This window comes from Rossellomorea vietnamensis (assembly GCF_008180415.1).
Lineage (GTDB): Bacteria > Bacillota > Bacilli > Bacillales > Bacillaceae_B > Rossellomorea > Rossellomorea vietnamensis_C.
On the sequence record NZ_VTEI01000002.1, the window covers coordinates 78,863 to 96,820 of the forward strand.

A 17,958-nucleotide genomic window follows, 5' to 3' on the forward strand; every position below is an offset into this window, starting at 1 on the left:
TTTTTCCCTCCAATTTTTATTTACTTAAGGTGACTCCATGGTTGGCGGCAGGTTTGGGCTTTCCTTCTCTGCGTCCAATATAATCACTTCTTTTTAACTTGGAAGCTTTTTTGAGAAATGAGAATGTATAGCCCGGCCAAAGTGTGGAGTTCCTGCCGGTTTGATCAAGGTACCAGCTTTTGCAACCGCCGGAAGTCCAGACCGTCCCTTCCATCAATTGGTCTGTTTCCCTAATAAAGCGTTCTTGGGCTTCGGCACTGGGTTCAATTGTTTTCAGATTCTGTCTATTTATATGTTTAAGCGCTTTCATAATATGCTCTACCTGTGCCTCTATCATAATGATTACAGATGAATGACCCAGCCCTGTGTTAGGACCTTGAAGAATGAACAAGTTAGGAAACCCGGAGACCGTTGTCCCCATATAGGCCTGGGGGCTGCCATTCCATTCTTCTTTAAGTGTATGACCTTTCCTGCCATATATGTTTTCCGAAAACGGCATTTCCGAGACTTGAAAACCGGTGCCAAAAATGATGGTATCAACAGGTATTTCTCTGCCGGCAGAATCTCGCACAGCATTCTCGGTTACCTTCGCGAGGCCTGATGTATTCACTTCTACATTAGGTTGTGCTAATGCAGGAAAGTAATTGTTGGATAGAAGGATCCGTTTACACCCTATTCGATAATCAGGAGTAAGCTTTTCCCGCAACTCAGGATCTTTAATTGCCTTATGCAAATGGTGTCTCGCAATGCTTTCCATTGTCTTCATCCATTTCGGATTCCTGAATGCGAGTACCCTTACCTCTCGCTGTGCATAAATTTTCAGTCTTGTTACTTTTTGGTGTAAAGATGATTTTTTAAGCTTCTGCTGCTCCTCCGTACTGATCGGTCCGTCCAGCCGCGGAACGACCCAAGGCGGAGTACGCTGGAAAACGTGGAGGTGTTCCGCGTCAGGCTGGATAGCCGGGATGAATTGAATAGCTGAAGCTCCCGTACCCACAACCGCAATTCGCTTTCCTGCTGGATTATAATTTTCCGGCCAAGCGGCTGAATGAAAAACCTCTCCTTTAAACTGCTGAAGTCCCTCCAGCTTAGGAATGGAAGGGTTGCTAAGCGCCCCGAAAGCTCCTACTACAAACTGGCTTGTAAAATCACCCTTACTTGTTCCAATGCTCCATTCCCCTTTTTGTTCATTCCATTCCATCCTCTTCACCTCGTGATGGAAGCGGATATGCTCCATCAACCCAAACTCTTTTGCGCAGTTTTGCAGGTAGGTATATATTTCAGGCTGAGGAGAAAAGACCCTGCTCCAGTTTGGATTAGGCGCAAAAGAAAAAGAGTACAGGTGAGATTCCACATCACAAGCACAGCCAGGATATCGATTATCACGCCAAACTCCTCCCACATCGCCCTCCCTCTCCAAGATAATGATATCCCGTTCTCCTTCCTGCCTTAAACGAACCGCTGCTGCAAGACCGGAAAAACCCGTTCCTACAATTACAAATCTGGCACTGTTTGCATTCTTTTGTCTGCCCTTCGATTCCAAGCAAGCATCTCCCTTCCTGTATAAAACTTTTGGTTTTGTTTCCATCTGCTTTAAAGGGAACTCTTACCTCTATTGTATTACGAATATTCTGATATTTAAATTTAATAAAATTTAATCTTCTTTAAAAAATATTTAACTTGTCTGCTTTAGATATTAATTATTGAATTTTCTAACTATTACTATCTATCTGCATCCCTTTTTTGGTAAAATTTATCTAAAGTCATTTATAATATCTTTTAAGGTGTGTGAGAATGAACATAACTCAGCTGCAATATCTTTTAGATGTCGGAGAACTTGGCTCATTTACTGGAGCAGCAAAGAAAAATCTTATGACAGTGCCTGCTATCAGCATCTCCATCAGCCAATTGGAAACCGAACTGGGTGTTTCCCTATTTTCCCGTTCTAGAAAAGGTGTCATTCCAACGTTAGAAGGAAAGAAAGTCATACAGCACGCCGTTTCTATATTAAAATCAGTTGAAAAAATGAAAGATGAAATCTCAATTTTAAAAGAAACTGTATACGGCAATATCACCATTGCCACCATTCCTGGCATGGTCCCGAAGATCATTGATACAACACTGGAATTTCAAAAGAATTTTCCCCATGTGAATGTGCAAATGGCAGAAGCTCCCTCAAGCGATGTGATCATTGGGGTTAAAAAGGGACAGGCTGATATAGGTTTTCTCTCTGCCGCAGCGAGCAATCAAGACCCTGCCCTTACCTGGACATCAGTTATGAAGGATGAGGCAAGGCTGGTAATCAATAAAAATTCCCGATTAAGATTCTTTGAAAGTATAAATGGAGAAGAAATCAAGAATGAAACCTTTGTCCTTTATAACGATCCCCTGATAAAATCCATCGCGGGAAATCTTTTTTTAAAAGAGAATACCAACCGGGTCGCCTTAACGACGAACAATGCAGAGGCCATTTACCAGATGGTGATCAAGAGTAATGCCATCACCATCGCAACAGAATATATCGTAGACTCTTTGCCTTTTCATATAAAAAGTGAAATTATCACCATTCCTCTGAATAAAATTAATAGCATCCCTAATTTCTTGTGGAGAATTACCCGTAAGGATGAGGAGTTATCAGGAGTAATAGAGACGTTCACCCATCAGCTGTTAACGCAATTGCTTCATAAAGATTCTCAATGAAATTTCTAAAAAGGAGATATGGATATGAATCTGTATACTTATGAAAAAAGACGTTCCATACAAAGTTATCTTTTTGAAAGATACTTAGGTCTGGCGATGAGAAACACCAAAAGAGGATATTCCACCATTGAAAATACTACGAGATATGTAACCGAAACAGGTGAGGAAAACATCAAGCCTTACGCTATAGGCAAGGTTAAGCTGCACAGCGAAGTAAAGGATGAGATGCTTGAAAATATGAAGGTCTTCACGATAAATGATAGAGGTTCTTCGAAGCAGAAAGTAATTCTATATATCCATGGAGGCGCCTGGGTCAACCAGCCAGTCAGTTTTCATTGGAAGTTCATGGACAAAATGGCGCAGTCCCTAAATGCCAAAATTATTGCACCTATTTATCCTAAAGTCCCTCATTTTAACTACAGCCATACGTATCCCAAACTGTTGGAAATTTATCAAGACCAGCTGAGCAGTGTCGAGAACTCCCAGCAATTAACCATCATGGGTGATTCTTCAGGTGGAAATATCGCTCTTGGCCTTGCTCAGCTTTTAAAAGAGCATGATATTCCTCAACCAAAGGATATCATCCTCTTATCTGCATGCGTAGATATGTGCCTTGATAATCCTCAAATTGCCGACTATGAAAGAAAGGACCCCATGCTATCTGCAGGAGGAATGGAAGTCATCACGAAAAAGTGGGCAGCAGATAAAAATCTACAAGATCCTCTCATCAGCCCTATTTACGGAGACCTCAAAGGCCTGGCAAAGATTTCTCACTTTATCGGTACACACGAAGGCTTGTACCCGGATGCTCTCAAACTCGCTGAAAAGCTGGCCAGCGAAGGAATTGAGCACAACACCTATGTGTATCCGAAAATGAATCATGTCTTTGTTGTGCTGCCGATTCCGGAAGCACGGGATGCTCACCAAAAGATTATTCATATTATTAATAATTGACGGGGTGATTAGGCAGCAGCACTTGCGAATAAGTATGGTAGCACTCCTGCGTTTTGCTGTGTGGGTACACATATCTATAGTCCTTTGTGAGCGGGATATGCGGTTATACGAGCGCATTATACATAAATACGAACGGAAAATCTGGGAATGCGAGCGGGTTCCTATACTCAAACGCCAGTGCTGGCAAGTGATTCTGCGATCTCAACTCTTTATAAAAATTGATTATAATCTTCATACCGACACTGTAATACAAAGGCTCTTTTCTAAAAGATTGTTGCTTTTGAATGCTATTTTATCTCCTCATCATTTTCACGTGGAAGGATTGGATCGTAAGGCGTGCGACCTCCTGCGGGACTAGCGGGACAGGTGAGACCCCACAGGCGAAGCCGAGGAGGCTCAACGCCCGCCCCGCGGAGTCGCGCGCCTGGAGCGGAAATTCATTACTTTTAATATAGCCACAGTCTTTGCGAAAACAGTCAATAAAAAAGAGCTCAATCTTATAAAGAATGGGGCTCTTTTCTAAAAATATTAGGTTGTAACCGAACGATGTAACAGGCTTTTCAAATACTCCAAAAACACATCCTTGACCATCTCATTTTTTCCTAGGTCTATCAATCTATTTTCTTTAACTGAGCTGTATCCGCACACTTCTTCATAAAGCATAGGAGATCCGGTTCCGATTGTGTATAGTCTCTCTTTTTCTAAGTCTTTGCCATTTACTTTGATATCACTGATAGTATCTTCAGTATTTTCCCACGTCACACCTGAAAAAGCTAAGGTTCCGATCGGAATTCCGTGTGGACGGAATCCATTTCCGTAAACTGGTTTTGATATGATTTCATCCTTAAAGCTATCCTCGATCAATCGGGAGATGTGTTTGCCCTGAAGTTCTATCAGCACCGGAGAATGCATGCTTTTGCAGGTATTCAGCACAGATCCTTTTGTCACATCGCCTGCTTCCATTCCTCCAACAGCTCCGCCGCCGTACATGATTCCGATTTCTGCATTCCATCGATTACGAAGGCTGTCCGCCATGAGCTGAATGACATTTGCGTGAGATAAAGGCTCACTTGTTGTGAACAGAACCTCAGAAAGAAATTCCTCCGTTTCCTTCCTTCCCGTTTCTAAGATGTATTCCATGGCAGGATCCGGTTCAGAGTCAGGAGATATCTGGACTAATTTGCCTTCAAAAGAATCGATAATGTGGTCGCCCTCGTTGTCGACATTGATGCTCAAAGACAATTCGCCAACATAGATTCCGTGAGATCCTGCCTGTACGATCGGAACACCCGATTCAACCACGGGACTCTCCAACACAGTGTGAGAGTGCGCTCCAATGATGATATCCACTTGTCCGTTTATTTCTTTTGCCATCTCCTTATCCGCACCAAACCCTAGGTGAGACAGAAATAGGATCAAGTCTGCTCCATCTTCTTTTAAACGAGAGGCCGTTTTCTTTATAACATTCAACGTATCAAGGTTTTTAAAGCCGTGCTTGTTTTCATAGAGATCCTCAAACTGGTCGGTGGCTCCAAACAGTCCAATCCTAATTCCGTTCGCTGCTGTGACAATAAGGGATTCCTTCATCCCGCCGATGATGAATCCATCCCCTTCCACAAGGTTGGATAATAACCAAGGCACGCTGGACTGCAGGCTGAGTTTCCTGATCAATTCAGGCGTTGACCGCAGCAATTCATTATTGCCGACGGACATGGCATGATATCCTGTTTCCGCCAGCATGTCCAAATGCACTTCACCCTCAGTAGCCAGGCATTCATTGACACTCATGTCCATGTGATCGCCGCCGTCCACCAAGAGAAAGCTTTCCCCGTTGTCTTCCATTTCCCTGACTCGTTTTTTTATGTAAGCTACCTGCCTAAGTGCTTGTTCATAACTTGCATGAAGATCATTTGTGTGCAGAATGGTAAGTTTCTTATTCATATGTATTTCCCCCTTCAAACAGCCTGCAGGTTAAATCTTTCGTTTAAAAGATTCAGCACGACTTCAACCGTATTTTCGATAAACTCATCGACCTCAACAGCTGTTAGATAGATAAACTCATGGTCCTCAGAGACTGTACTGGTTTGGTAAAACTCCGTAATGTTTTTGATCTGTGTAAGGGTCTGTCCTTCCGGGAAGATATCCAAATACTCCGGAAAATCAGTGATGTGCTGAAAATCTGTCCAGAAAATAGTATCTTTATGATCCTTCAAATACTGAAAATCCAAGCCATACCAATCTTTTTTAACAAGGCGGGCGTAGTCAGGACTGTCCAATATTTCTTGATAAACCTTCTCCTCTTTCTTTCTGGCCAGCAGTTTAAGCCATTCTTCATCTGTCACCAAGTGAAAGTAATACCCTAGATAATAGGATAACTTTCTGGATAATGGTTGTAATTCACAGGAAAGATGTTTCTGATAAAAGGAATTCGAATTAATTTTCCCATCAACCTTGAAATGGGTATGTTCTTTTGATGGAGTCGGTCTTCCATCTTCACCAACAAGCCCGCAATCAGGACCGATATTTCCAACCAGGAATTCAATCTGTGAAACAGGCAGATTCCTTTTCAATAATTCTTCTGTAATCCTAAAATGTGTAACCCAAGTAGCCACTATATGCTCTCCCCTTTTTTGTTTCTCTCAAAGTAATTCTAAATGAAGGTATTAAACTCCTCTTTTTATAGGGAAATAATGGATCACGGTTGACCCTGGGCTGAGGGGAACCGGGAACATGTACCTGGGCGAGGTACTGAGAATCTACCGGATTAAAGGATCTACTTTTCTTAAAAAAGCATTTTATGTGCTACCAGTGACCGGTGGCACTTATCTATGAGGTTCAGGATGGTGGATAGTAAATAGAAGAAAAAAGTTCCCTTATTTACTAAAAGACATTGAAAAAAACTAAAATAGCGGAACTAACTTCCCTTATTTAACTCCATACACTGAAAAAATCTACTTTTTTATCAAATAAGGGAAAAAGGTTCCTCTATTTACCGCAAAATTAGCTTAAATTTAAAAATAAGGGAAAAAAGTTCCCTTATTTTTACGACTGGACACCCATTTAAGGAACTAACAGGCGTCCTGTCCCTCCGCCCCAGATCTTTCCAACTATGAAGACTTCGACTTCTTTCTCAGAAAAGACTCGAAAGGCCCTCTCATAGATTTACCTGCCAATAAGGCGGCAAGAATGACGGATAGAATCCAGACAAGCAGCGCAATCAGATCACTTCCCAATTGGCCCAGGTGACCGCCAAGTCCTCCAGCATAAGGAGCCAGGATAAGGACAAACATAACGGACTGAAATAGGTAAAAGCTCAAGGATCGCTGCCCCAGGGCTGCAATGGCTGAAACGAAGCTTCCTTGCTTTCCTTCAAGCCTGACAACTGCCAGCCCTATAAGCGCCGTCCACCCTGCTCCTCCCGCATATCCGGATGTGATGTGTAGGATTTTTGCTGCTGCTACCGCTATTTCTCCATTACCACTCCAAAAAAGCGAGGATCTCAGGGCTATTGGAATGGCGCCGGCTATCGATAGAAGCAGACCAATCAAGGCAACTTTTCTCAGTGTTTTCTGATGATTTTCGGGGTTGTCCAGAAACCCGGCCCGCCCGAGCAGGATCCCAATCAGCACACCGGGAACATATTGATAGCTTAAGGAAGGAGTATAAAAAATCCACTCATATATGCGGATAAGTGAGGCCTCCAGAGGGTTTTCCATTACAGCTGTACCGGCAGCAGCCATAAGCAGCGTCTCGTAGGCTCTTGGCATGAAAGGAGCAATGATCCCCACCACGATCAGCAGGATTGAGGTAACAACTACCATCTCTCGATTGGACAGACGAAGCAGCCGCCCGGCAAAAACAAGCGCAATAATTCCATAAACACCAATGATATCCTCAAAAAATAGGCCGGCGTGAAGAAAGCCGATGACCAGCATCCAACTCCCTCTTCGCTTCAATATATTTTTCGTTTCTCTCCATGGCGCACCTTTCATCTCCTGCCTGGTATATAACTTATGAAGTCCATACCCGAAAAGAATGGCAAATAACGGGAAGGCACGGCTGTCAATGAACAGCTGTCTAAAAAAGACAGTTATCTGGTCGGTTATCGTGATTTCTCGATCTGAGGAAAACAAAAATAGATTAGCATGAGCGAGAGCAATGAACAACAACATGAACCCCCGGGCAAGATCCGGGGTTAATTTTCTCTGAGCGACAGGAATTGTGTTGTTCATCCTCTATCCATCTTTTCTATAAAAATAGTGAAAACGGACAAAAACCCTGCTTCCCCTATCGATCTTAAATTTTTATTCGCTAACTGATTGTAATTTTGTACGACTTGCTCCTTCAACTCTTCATCACCCCTTAGAAGTCTCATCATGCTGGTGGATCGTTCTCTTATTACTTCATTCCGAAAAGTGCAGACTCTTTTTCACTGCCTGTTGAAGAAGATCCCAGCTGTTCGATTCTTTCAGATATTATTTACCCTAAATTACTTATCTCTTATCACCCTTTTTGGGACAATGCACTTGTACCTCCATTCCGTTTTACATTGTGAGAATAAACCTGTTATACTATCCTTACGACCGTTCGGAAGGATGATGATGAATGACATCAGATCAAATAAAGAAAGCTGCTTTGAAATATTTTGCTCTAAACGGCTATGAAGGTGCTTCCCTTTCTCATATTGCCAATGATGTAGGAATTAAAAAGCAGTCCATCTATACTCATTTCAGTGGAAAGGATGAACTTTTCCTTCAGATCTGCAGAGATGCTTTTGTATCTGAGCTCGCGAGTGTGAAAGATTTTATAAATACAAACCGTTCACAGCCTGTAAAGGAAGTTTTATATGGCTTCTTGCTTCATTGTATTGAGAGGTTTGAGAGCCTGGATTCTGCCAAATTCATGATCCGGATCTCATTTTTCCCTCCAGCCCACCTCAGTTCTGAAGTGCTGAAAGAGGTTTATCACTACTTGGACGAGTTAGAGGCTCTGTTTCTTCCTATTTTAGAAACTGCGGCTGACAGAGGAGAAATCCTATCCAGCATAGATGTTCCTAAAGCAACAGCTGCTTTCTTAGGTGTGATGGACGCGGTTATTGTTGAAATGCTTTACGGCGGGCCTGTTCGATTACAAAAAAGATTGGATGCCTCCTGGTATCTTTACTGGAATGGAATTATGAATGATTAATCGAATGGAGAGTGTTTAGTGTGAATCGAAGTTGGTTCCTCGTTATGATTGCGGGTATTATAGAGGTTTTATGGGCGGTAGGGCTGAAGCATTCGGATGATTTCATTTCATGGAGTGCCACCATTCTGCTTATCTATTTTTCGTTTGTGGTTTTAATAAAAGCTACTCAAAAATTGCCGGTTGCCACTGTCTATGCAGTCTTTACGGGAATCGGAACAGCAGGAACTGTGCTGGTTGAAATCCTGCTATTTGGTGAAGCCTTCAGCGGGACAAAATTATTCTTTATTCTCCTGCTGCTATCAGGTGTCATTGGCTTGAAACGCGTCACTCCTCCATCCGACGAAAAGGAAGGTGGAGTTTAATGGCTTGGACTTATTTAATTTTAGCAGGTGCTTTTGAAGTCGTCGGTGTAACAGGAATCAATCTGGTTGTAAAAGAAAAAAGATGGCAGTCGTATCTCGTTTTATTTCTGGGATTTCTATTTAGTTTTGGGTTTTTGAGTTTGGCGATGAGAACTCTTCCTATGGGGATGTCCTATGCCATTTGGACAGGCATCGGCACTGTCGGAGGCGTGCTGGTTGGGATGTTGTTTTATGGAGAGCCCAAAGATTGGAAGCGGATCTTATTTATAGGAGTCATCATTAGTGCAGTGTTGGGGTTGAGATTGGCTTCTTAAGTTTTTTATATGGGAGCTTTCAACAAGGGTGCTCCCATTTTCTTGATGGCCTTGATGCCGTTCATGATGGGATTATACAGGGGGCATGGTCACTGCTTTGAACGAACTCATCTCAAATAAGCGGAATTTTTCAGGCTAAGCGCGCCCGCTTGGTTACTTTTCCCTTTGATTTGTGTGGAGTTTGGGCAGCTAGGCGTCCGCTTGGTTACCTTTTCCTTTGATTTGTGTGGAGTTTGGGCACCAAGGCGTCCGCTTGGTTACCTTTCCCTTGATTTATGTGGAGTTTGGGCACCAAGGCGCCCGCTTGGTTACTTTTTCCCTTGATTTATGTGGAGTTTGGGCACCAAGACGTTCGCTTGGTTACCTTTTCCTTTGATTTGTGTGGAGTTTGGGCACCTAGACACATGCTTGGCGCCTTTTTCTCCTAAAGTCTGGTGAGTACGGGCTCCAAGGCACCCGCTTGGTTACCTTTTCACTTGATCTCTGTGGAGTTTAGGCACCAAAGCACCCGCTTGGTTACTTTTTCCCTTGATCTCTGTGGAGTTTGGGCACCAAGACGTTCGCTTGGTTACCTTTCCCTTTGATTTGTGTGGAGTTTGGGCACCTAGACACATGCTTGGCGCCCTTTTCTCTTAAAGTCTGGTGTGTACGGGCACCAAGGCGTCCGCTTGGTTACCTTTTCCATTGATTTGTGTGGAGTTTGGGCACCTGGGCGTCGGCTTGGTGCCCTTTTCCTTATATTCCAGTTAGTTTGGGCATTGATTAGACAGCGATTTTGGGTAAATAAGCGGAATTTCTCCCCCTACTGCTCAAAATGTTTTCACAGGAAAAAACTTGATAGTGATAAACCGATGGGTTTTATCGTAAATTCTGGTGTCGCAGTCTCAAAATAGATATAGTCAGCCGTAATGGAATCACTATTCCGTTAGCTCAATTTCAAACAGTATATGGTTTCATCATGGAAACCTTTTTCAATTTCACCTGCTCATTTTGTTCGTCCTGCAGAATACAGAAGAAATTCCATATCTATTTTCCTAAAACTCTTAGTATCTTTATCAATAATATTCATACCGTTTCGAACAGCAACTTTTTGAGCGGCTAAATTTGTGTCCCTAATAATAGAGTAAACCCTATCTGCATTAAGAACTGAAAAAGCGTATTCCTTGCAAGCAACTGCCGCTTCTGTTGCATAACCCCTGTGCCAATACGCTTTTTGAAACAAAAATCCTATTTCCAAAACTTCATTTTCTCTCCAGCCTTGCATCGTCACGCCGCATTGACCAATCATTTCGTTTGTTTCTTTTAATTCAACAGCCCATAGTCCAAAACCAAGTTCTTCATATCTTTTAAGATGTCTGTTAAGCCAATTTTGAGCTTCTTCTAAGTTGAATGCACTTTCATAAGCACCACGCATTACTTCCTCATCACACAATATTCTGCACAATGCATCATAATCGGACTGCACCATTTCTCTAATTATAAGACGTTTTGTTTCTATCACAAATCTCCCGCCTTTCTATTGCATCAATAACCTTTAAAATTCCTTGTCCTTCCCCGTCAGCTTAGCAAGACATGAATAAGCAGAAAGCCGGTGTTTATTATTCGTTCCGGTTACTGTAAACAAGCAGATTTCACCAACATATTCTTCTTATTGAATGAGGGTTTCTGCACTCTGGAACCGTCACATCCTTGGTTCGAAATTGCAAAAAGAAAATAAGCTCTCGCTTACCGTTATCGGCCGAGGTATCAGCAAGCCTCTTTAGTTCCTTTAAATCCATGGTAAAACAACTAGGAATAGTGATATTACCCTTATTTCAAACTATTAGTTCGTATAAATTATATCTATAACAAAGTTTAGCATAACCTTTTAGAAGAATCCCCCAAACACCACTGTCGAGGCAATCACCATAGCTACAGCAATAATCAATTCATAAGGCAGTGCTCTCAGCCGTTCTTTCATCTCCATGAAAAGAGACTCCCGAGATATATGAAAAAGAGGTCCATGAGGCAGGAAGTCAAAGCCGACAGCGGCAGCATTGATCATGGCTGCGCCAGCGAGGGCCGCGACCCCATTTTCGAGCAGCATTTCTGCAAAGACTCCGCTTGAAATAGCCGCTGACGATGTGGCAGATGCGGTTGCCATGGACATGAATGCCCCTGAAAAAGGAGCGATGAAAGATACTGGCAAGTGGAAAAAATTCAATCCGCTCAAAATCATGTCATTCAGCGAAGAGTGAACGATGATTCCCGCTAAAGTACCTGTTCCTAGAATGACAATGGCTATGCCAGACATCTTTTGAAGGCCGCTGGAGATATGAAGCTTGAACTCGCCCATCTTCCCCATGACAAGCAATCCGAAGAAACCTCCCGCAGGCAGTGCCACTAAAGAATCGATTTTGATCCCTGCTATTGGCTGCAGTGAAAGCAGGAAGATAGTAAATAAAGGGCCGGAAATCGCACCCAGGAATGAAGGTTCTTTCTTACTTGTGATTTTCTCTGTTTCCATCTCAGTAACCATTGGTCCCTTGTTACTGAGTTTTTTGGCAATAAGATATGTAAGCCCTGCACCAACCGCCGCCGGCACGAGCCCTGCAGCCATAACACTGGTCAAAGGCAGTGAAAAGCCATCTGCTGCTGCAATGGTACTTGGATTCGGAGCGATGGCATTTCCCGCTCTACCGCCGCATATAACCGCAATCAGCACACTGATCCTGGATACGCCGGTTCGCTTGGCAATCATGAGGGCGATGGGAGCGACCGTCAGTATAGCTGCTGCAATAAACACCCCAACTGCTGTTAATATCATTGAAGACAATGTTATGGCCAGCAGGGCTTTCGTTTCTCCCAGCTTGCTGACGATTGTAGCAGCAATCACGTTGGCTGCACCGGATTCAATTAGAACACCTATTAAGACACCTGCCGCCAAAATTCGCAGTACGGCCGGCGTTAATAACTGCGCTCCGCCTATCATGTATTCTACTGTTGTTGAAAGATCCAGCCCGCCAATGATTCCGCCTGCACAGGCGCCTGCAATCATCGCATAGGCAGGATTGATTCTTCTGAAGATCAGGATGACCGTGAAAGCCATCGCGAGGAGCACTCCCCATATACTCACCTGTAATTCGATTGAACTCACCGCCTTAATCGATAACTTCCAAAGCTTGTTAATAAATTCAACACAAAGAGCTGCTTTTCCTTCTAAAATAAAAATAGGACAAGGTATCGTCCCTTGTCCCAGTTGGAAATCATTCCTGCTTATCTTTCAACAGCAGAGTTCACTTCATCATTGTTCTGTATTTCTCAAGCATTTTTCACACTGATTAAAGTAAGCGAATTGAGAATCATCGATCATTCTTCCGCAATCACAGCATTCTTTTACACCTTTTGTTGCAGCATTCACTCTTTTCATTTTCCTTCCTCCTTCTGTAAAAATTTTCATGGGTCATTAGCTTTGAAATTGTGCCGTTTCGGTTGAACCTTTAAGCGCTGTTGTAGAGGAAGTTCCTCCTGTGATGACCTGTGTCACTTCATCAAAATAACCTGTTCCAACTTCTCTTTGGTGCCTTGTAGCGGTGTACCCATTTTTCTCGGCGGAAAACTCTGCTTGCTGAAGTTCGGAATAAGCTCCCATTCCTCGCGTCTTATATCCTCGTGCCAGTTCAAACATTCCATAGTTGAGTGAGTGGAAGCCGGCAAGGGTTACAAATTGGAATTTATAGCCCATTTTACTAAGTTCGACTTGGTATGTTTCGATGGTTTCTTTTTCAAGATTCGCTTCCCAATTGAAGGATGGTGAACAGTTATAAGCCAGCAGTTTTCCAGGGAATTTTTCATGAATGGCATCTGCAAATGTTTTGGCTTCTTCCAGGCTAGGTTTAGATGTTTCGCACCAGATCAAGTCAGCATATGGGGCATAAGCCAGACCTCGCGCAATGGCCTGGTCAATCCCTGCCTTTGTGCGGTAGAATCCTTCTGGTGTTCTCTCCCCTGTAATAAATTCAGCGTCTACCGGATCGATATCGCTTGTGATCAGGTCTGCTGCATCAGCATCGGTGCGTGCGACGAGCACTGTTGGAACTCCGGAAACATCAGCTGCAAGACGGGCAGAAATCAGATTTCGGACGGCCGTTTGAGTTGGAAGCAAAACTTTACCGCCTAAATGCCCGCATTTCTTTTCCGAGGACAATTGGTCTTCAAAGTGAACACCGGACGCTCCAGCTTCAATCATGCCCTTCATCAATTCAAACACATTGAGCTGGCCGCCAAAGCCGGCTTCTGCATCGGCTACAATCGGAGCAAAATAATCAATCTCCCCTTCGCCTTCCATGTGTTGAATTTGATCAGCTCTTGTTAATGCATTATTGATACGCTTTACTACCTGAGGAACCGAATTCACTGGATACAGGCTTTGATCCGGATACATCTGCCCTGCCACGTTGGCGTCTGCCGCGACCTGCCAGCCACTGAGATAAATGGCTTTCAAGCCTGCCTTTACCTGCTGAACAGCCTGCCCGCCGGTTAAAGCGCCAAGAGCATTCACAAAAGGTTCTTCATTAATCAGTTTCCATAGTTTTTCAGCTCCGGTATGAGCCAGTGTGTGCTCCACCTTTAGAGATCCTCTCAACCGTAAAACATCCTCTGGAGAATACGGGCGCTCAACACCTTCCCATCTAGGATTCAATTCCCAATCTTCTCTCAATGCAAGTGCCTCATTTTGAACTGATTCTTTATTCATTCTCCTGCCTCCAAGTCTTTGTTTTTTTGCTGTATTAATACAGTTATAGTTTAATTGTTTTTATTATATAACACTACTTTCTGTATTACAACAGATACTTTTATAAAATTCTGAAAATATCTTTATTGTTTGATTAGACACTAAATCCTTTTTAACCAATAGTCTCAAAGGGTGAGACTTGTTATATAACACAATCTTGATCATTTGTGCCGCTTACACAAAAAAAGAACCGCATCTTCCAATTATCGAAGAGGCGGTTCCTTTTAATGAGCAAAATTATTTAATTCACCAAATTCTTAGCAAGGGCTTTCGCTTCAAGCCTTCTTCTGTGCAGGATCGGTTCGGTGTAACCATTCGGCTGCTGTGATCCTTCGAAAATCAATTCTGTTGCTGCCTGAAATGCTATCGAGCGATGAAATTGAGGTGACATAGGTTGGTACTGAGAATCGTCTGCATTTTGCTCATCAACGACTTTAGCCATTCTCTCCAAGGTTTCTGTAACTTGGTTTTTTGTGCAGACACCATGGTGCAGCCAGTTGGCAACATGCTGACTTGATATACGAAGGGTCGCACGATCTTCCATAAGTCCTACATTATTAATGTCCGGCACTTTCGAACAGCCGATACCTTGATTCACCCAGCGCACCACATATCCCAGAATGCCTTGAATATTATTATCGAGTTCTTGTTGGATTTCTTCTTCACTCCAGGAGAAAGTCTCCACGAAAGGAACATACAGCATGTCATCTCGGCCACTAAAATCTTCTTCCCCTAATTCATTTTGGATCTTCCTGACATCCGCCTGATGATAATGTAGGGCATGCAGTGTTGCTGCTGTCGGTGATGGAACCCAGGCTGTATTGGCTCCCGCTTGAAGATGAGCAATCTTTTGACTTAGCATGTCTGCCATCCTGTCCGGCATCGCCCACATTCCTTTTCCAATCTGAGCTTTCCCTTTGAACCCCGCTTGCAGTCCTCGACTAACATTGGCCCGTTCATAAGCATTCAGCCAATTCGTTGATTTCATGTCATTTTTCCTGCACATAACCCCTGCTTCCATAGAGGTATGAATCTCATCCCCTGTTCGGTCCAGGAACCCAGTATTCACGAAGGCGATCCGGTTTTTCACTTGATAAATGCAATTCTTTAAATTCAGGGAAGTCCGCCTTTCTTCATCCATGACCCCAATTTTTATAGTATGACGGTCCAGCCCTAACAAGTCTTCTATTCGATCAAACAGCTTATTGGCAAAGGCCGCTTCTTGCGATCCATGCATTTTGGGTTTAACAATATAGATTGACCCTCTAGTTGAATTAGTAAAATCTCTACCGGCTTCCAGATCACGCTTGGCTATTAAACTGGTAACCACTCCATCTAATATCCCCTCGAAAATTTCCTCCCCATTGTGATCCAAAACCGCGTTGGTCGTCATTAAGTGACCCACATTTCTTATAAAAAGCAGAGAGCGACCGCGCAGTGAAAAGGAACTTCCTGTTAAGGATGTGTACATGCGGTCTTCATGAAGAGAACGCACTACCGTTGTCTCTCCCTTTGAAAAAGTGGTCTCTAAATCTCCCGTCATTAATCCAAGCCAATTGCGGTAAACCCCGACCTTGTCCTCTGCGTCAACTGCAGCAACAGAATCTTCACAGTCCATTATCGTGGTTACGGCAGATTCCATCACTAAATCTTTCACACCCGTTTTATCATTCTTTCCAATCGGATGTTGGCGGTCCACCACAATTTCAAAATGAAGGTTATTGTTTTTCATCAGCAAGACACTTGGATCTTCCGGCGTTCCGTTGTATCCTGCCAATTTTAACGGATCCATTAATTGGGCTGTATTCCCATTCGCCAGCTGAGCCTGCAGTTTATTCCCCACTATGTGATAGTGACTCACTTCTTTATGCGAGCCTTTTGTAAGAGGAATGGTGTCATCGAGGAATTGTTTGGAGAATGCAATGACTTTTTCTCCTCGTTTCGGGTTGTAGGACTGACCTTTTTCACAATCATCTCCCTCAGAAATGGCGTCTGTACCATACAGCGCATCATATAGGCTTCCCCACCTGGCATTAGCAGCATTAATGGCATAGCGGGCATTATTCACTGGTACCACAAGTTGTGGTCCTGCCTGAACAGCGATTTCATCATCCACGTTTTCCGTGGAAATGACAAAATCCTCTACTTCGTCTTCTAAATAATTGATTTCTTTTAAAAAAGCTTGATACTTCTGTGCATTGAATTGGGGATTTTCTCGATGCCATTTATTCAAGGAGTTTTGAAATTGTGCTCTCTGTTTTAATAGAGATTTATTTTCAGGAGTAAATTCCTTTATTAGTCCTGCAAATTTGTCCCAAAAATTATAAACTCCTGCTTGAGGAAGCACCTCAGAATTCATAAAATCATAAAATACTCTCGCAATTTTTAACTCACCGCACGTTACATAGTTTTCCAACTGATTTCCTCCTTTAATTTGTGAATTTACTGTACTATTACAGATTTTAATTTTATATTAATTATTATATAACAGAAGGAATATTCAGACAATACTTAATTTGCGTGGTGCGGAGGTTCCTTGTCCGGTTTGTTATCAGAACTGAGCGGCTTTTTAGTATGTGGTTCAATGTATGATAATTTTTGTAGGCTGGGTGCAGGCTCTTTCTGATTACATTATTTCTCTTTAACGGATTTCGATGCTGGCAGCGAAAACTGCTGACTACATGGATGATTCGTTTCCGGGATAGAGTGCTGTCAGTATGGCTTTCTGATAATTTATCATAAATGAATTCTGCCATTTTCATTCGAACAAAATAAGCACAATTCCTCAAAGGAATTGCGCTTGAATGATCACTCTATTCGATTTAGAGAATGGAATTACTGCTTTTGGCATACCACAACTTTCTCATCTATTCACCCTTCACCCCCACCAAGGCCGCTTTCGAGCTGCCCTCTTCTTTTTTTATAATGGATAGCGAGCCATCTCCTTCAAGCACGATTGCTGCTACGTTTTCAAATGATGCCATTCCTTCTTTCCGTACTTTCGATCGTAAATCATCGATGAGGATCCGCTGCTTCTGCATTTCTTTTTCATAAAATTCTCCATCATTATAAAGGAAAGACGGAGAGGCTTTGATTATGTCAGAAAATCTTTTTGAATTCTTGGCCGCTTTTGCAATAATCATCTGCAGCAAAGTGAGCATAAATAAAATGACAGCTCCTTCTGCAAATGAGACTTTATCATTTGTCAATATACTTGATAAGGTGGCTCCATAAGTTACTGTTATAATAAAATCAAACATATTTACATTGGTAAGGGTGCGTTTTCCGAAGACCCTCAGGACGAAGATAAGAAAAGGGTAAGCCAATAGGCACATCACCGCTGCCCTGAGAAGGCTTTTCCAATTGTCGAATAAGACAGTATCAAGCATTTTTACACTTCCTCTCAATTCATTTCCTGCCTCTGATTTTATAGAGCGATTACCCTTTAGGGAGCAGGTTTAAACGGGAAAGGAAGAATGCACATACCCTTAATAGAATGGTAAAAGGTTTTCATTCATGAGGTGAGTTCGGATTTTTCATCCTGTTGTTTTAGTACTTTAAAACATAGAAACCATCCCTTCTTAATGATGGGATGGTTTCTAATCTTTGGCGTGAATTTCCTTTTACTAACTCAGGTGCTGTACAGATAAAATTAACTCGGCCTGCC

Annotated in this window: 15 protein-coding genes and 1 pseudogene; 5 read left to right on the top strand and 11 right to left on the bottom strand. The window is 42.7% G+C overall.

Annotated elements, in window-relative coordinates:
• Nucleotides 1–16: 16 nt before the first annotated feature.
• The gene (locus FZC78_RS02975; RefSeq protein ID WP_252183484.1) at nucleotides 17–1,543 is read right to left on the bottom strand and encodes a flavin-containing monooxygenase; all 1,527 of its coding nucleotides are present in this window, start codon (nucleotides 1,541–1,543) and stop codon (nucleotides 17–19) included.
• 251 nt (nucleotides 1,544–1,794) lie between these two features.
• Between FZC78_RS02975 and FZC78_RS02980 the strand changes: the two genes are divergently transcribed.
• Together FZC78_RS02980 and FZC78_RS02985 are read left to right on the top strand one after the other, a co-directional pair.
• Nucleotides 1,795–2,700 carry a LysR family transcriptional regulator gene (locus tag FZC78_RS02980; RefSeq protein ID WP_148938196.1) on the top strand — a complete coding sequence of 302 codons (906 nt, stop codon included), beginning with the start codon at nucleotides 1,795–1,797 and terminating at the stop codon, nucleotides 2,698–2,700.
• Between the two features lie 24 nt (nucleotides 2,701–2,724).
• Complete coding sequence (locus FZC78_RS02985; RefSeq protein ID WP_148938197.1) at nucleotides 2,725–3,654, top strand: alpha/beta hydrolase fold domain-containing protein; 930 nt, start codon at nucleotides 2,725–2,727, stop codon at nucleotides 3,652–3,654.
• A 528-nt stretch (nucleotides 3,655–4,182) separates the two neighbouring features.
• Here FZC78_RS02985 and FZC78_RS02990 read toward each other — a convergent pair.
• The 3 genes from FZC78_RS02990 to FZC78_RS03000 all read right to left on the bottom strand — a co-directional run bounded on the left by FZC78_RS02990 (nucleotide 4,183) and on the right by FZC78_RS03000 (nucleotide 7,886).
• Nucleotides 4,183–5,595: a bifunctional metallophosphatase/5'-nucleotidase gene (locus FZC78_RS02990; protein ID WP_148938198.1), complete on the bottom strand. Its 1,413-nt coding sequence runs from the start codon at nucleotides 5,593–5,595 to the stop codon at nucleotides 4,183–4,185.
• Nucleotides 5,596–5,609: 14 nt separating this feature from the next.
• Nucleotides 5,610–6,266, bottom strand: coding sequence for a hypothetical protein (locus tag FZC78_RS02995; RefSeq protein ID WP_148938199.1), 657 nt, complete (start codon nucleotides 6,264–6,266; stop codon nucleotides 5,610–5,612).
• 495 nt (nucleotides 6,267–6,761) lie between these two features.
• The gene (locus FZC78_RS03000; RefSeq protein ID WP_148938200.1) at nucleotides 6,762–7,886 is read right to left on the bottom strand and encodes a DUF418 domain-containing protein; all 1,125 of its coding nucleotides are present in this window, start codon (nucleotides 7,884–7,886) and stop codon (nucleotides 6,762–6,764) included.
• 373 nt (nucleotides 7,887–8,259) lie between these two features.
• Between FZC78_RS03000 and FZC78_RS03005 the strand changes: the two genes are divergently transcribed.
• The 3 genes from FZC78_RS03005 to FZC78_RS03015 are packed head-to-tail and all read left to right on the top strand — an operon-like array spanning nucleotide 8,260 to nucleotide 9,517.
• On the top strand, nucleotides 8,260–8,841 hold the full coding sequence (locus tag FZC78_RS03005; protein WP_148938201.1) for a TetR/AcrR family transcriptional regulator: 582 nt from the start codon (nucleotides 8,260–8,262) through the stop codon (nucleotides 8,839–8,841).
• A 20-nt stretch (nucleotides 8,842–8,861) separates the two neighbouring features.
• Nucleotides 8,862–9,203, top strand: a complete 342-nt coding sequence (locus tag FZC78_RS03010; RefSeq protein WP_148938202.1) for a DMT family transporter — start codon at nucleotides 8,862–8,864, stop codon at nucleotides 9,201–9,203.
• A complete protein-coding gene (locus FZC78_RS03015) occupies nucleotides 9,203–9,517 on the top strand; it encodes a DMT family transporter (RefSeq protein WP_148938203.1) in 315 nt (104 codons plus the stop codon). The genes FZC78_RS03010 and FZC78_RS03015 overlap by 1 nt, the downstream gene beginning before the upstream one ends.
• A gap of 985 nt (nucleotides 9,518–10,502) precedes the next feature.
• On the opposite strand, the gene FZC78_RS03020 is transcribed toward FZC78_RS03015, so the two are convergent.
• From FZC78_RS03020 to FZC78_RS03045, 7 genes and pseudogenes are all read right to left on the bottom strand, one after another.
• On the bottom strand, nucleotides 10,503–11,018 hold the full coding sequence (locus FZC78_RS03020) for a GNAT family N-acetyltransferase (RefSeq protein ID WP_148938204.1): 516 nt from the start codon (nucleotides 11,016–11,018) through the stop codon (nucleotides 10,503–10,505).
• Nucleotides 11,019–11,190: 172 nt separating this feature from the next.
• Nucleotides 11,191–11,295: pseudogene (locus FZC78_RS24810) on the bottom strand (IS1595 family transposase); the annotation flags it as partial.
• An 89-nt stretch (nucleotides 11,296–11,384) separates the two neighbouring features.
• A complete protein-coding gene (locus FZC78_RS03025; protein ID WP_148938773.1) occupies nucleotides 11,385–12,644 on the bottom strand; it encodes a GntP family permease in 1,260 nt (419 codons plus the stop codon).
• Between the two features lie 156 nt (nucleotides 12,645–12,800).
• Nucleotides 12,801–12,926 (bottom strand): protein YhfH, encoded by a 126-nt coding sequence (gene yhfH / locus FZC78_RS03030; protein WP_148938205.1) that lies wholly within the window; start codon nucleotides 12,924–12,926, stop codon nucleotides 12,801–12,803.
• Between the two features lie 36 nt (nucleotides 12,927–12,962).
• On the bottom strand, nucleotides 12,963–14,252 hold the full coding sequence (gene aceA / locus FZC78_RS03035; protein WP_148938206.1) for an isocitrate lyase: 1,290 nt from the start codon (nucleotides 14,250–14,252) through the stop codon (nucleotides 12,963–12,965).
• 280 nt (nucleotides 14,253–14,532) lie between these two features.
• Complete coding sequence (locus FZC78_RS03040; RefSeq protein WP_148938207.1) at nucleotides 14,533–16,707, bottom strand: malate synthase G; 2,175 nt, start codon at nucleotides 16,705–16,707, stop codon at nucleotides 14,533–14,535.
• A gap of 451 nt (nucleotides 16,708–17,158) precedes the next feature.
• Nucleotides 17,159–17,680, bottom strand: coding sequence for a DUF421 domain-containing protein (locus FZC78_RS03045; protein ID WP_148938208.1), 522 nt, complete (start codon nucleotides 17,678–17,680; stop codon nucleotides 17,159–17,161).
• Nucleotides 17,681–17,958: the final 278 nt, after the last annotated feature.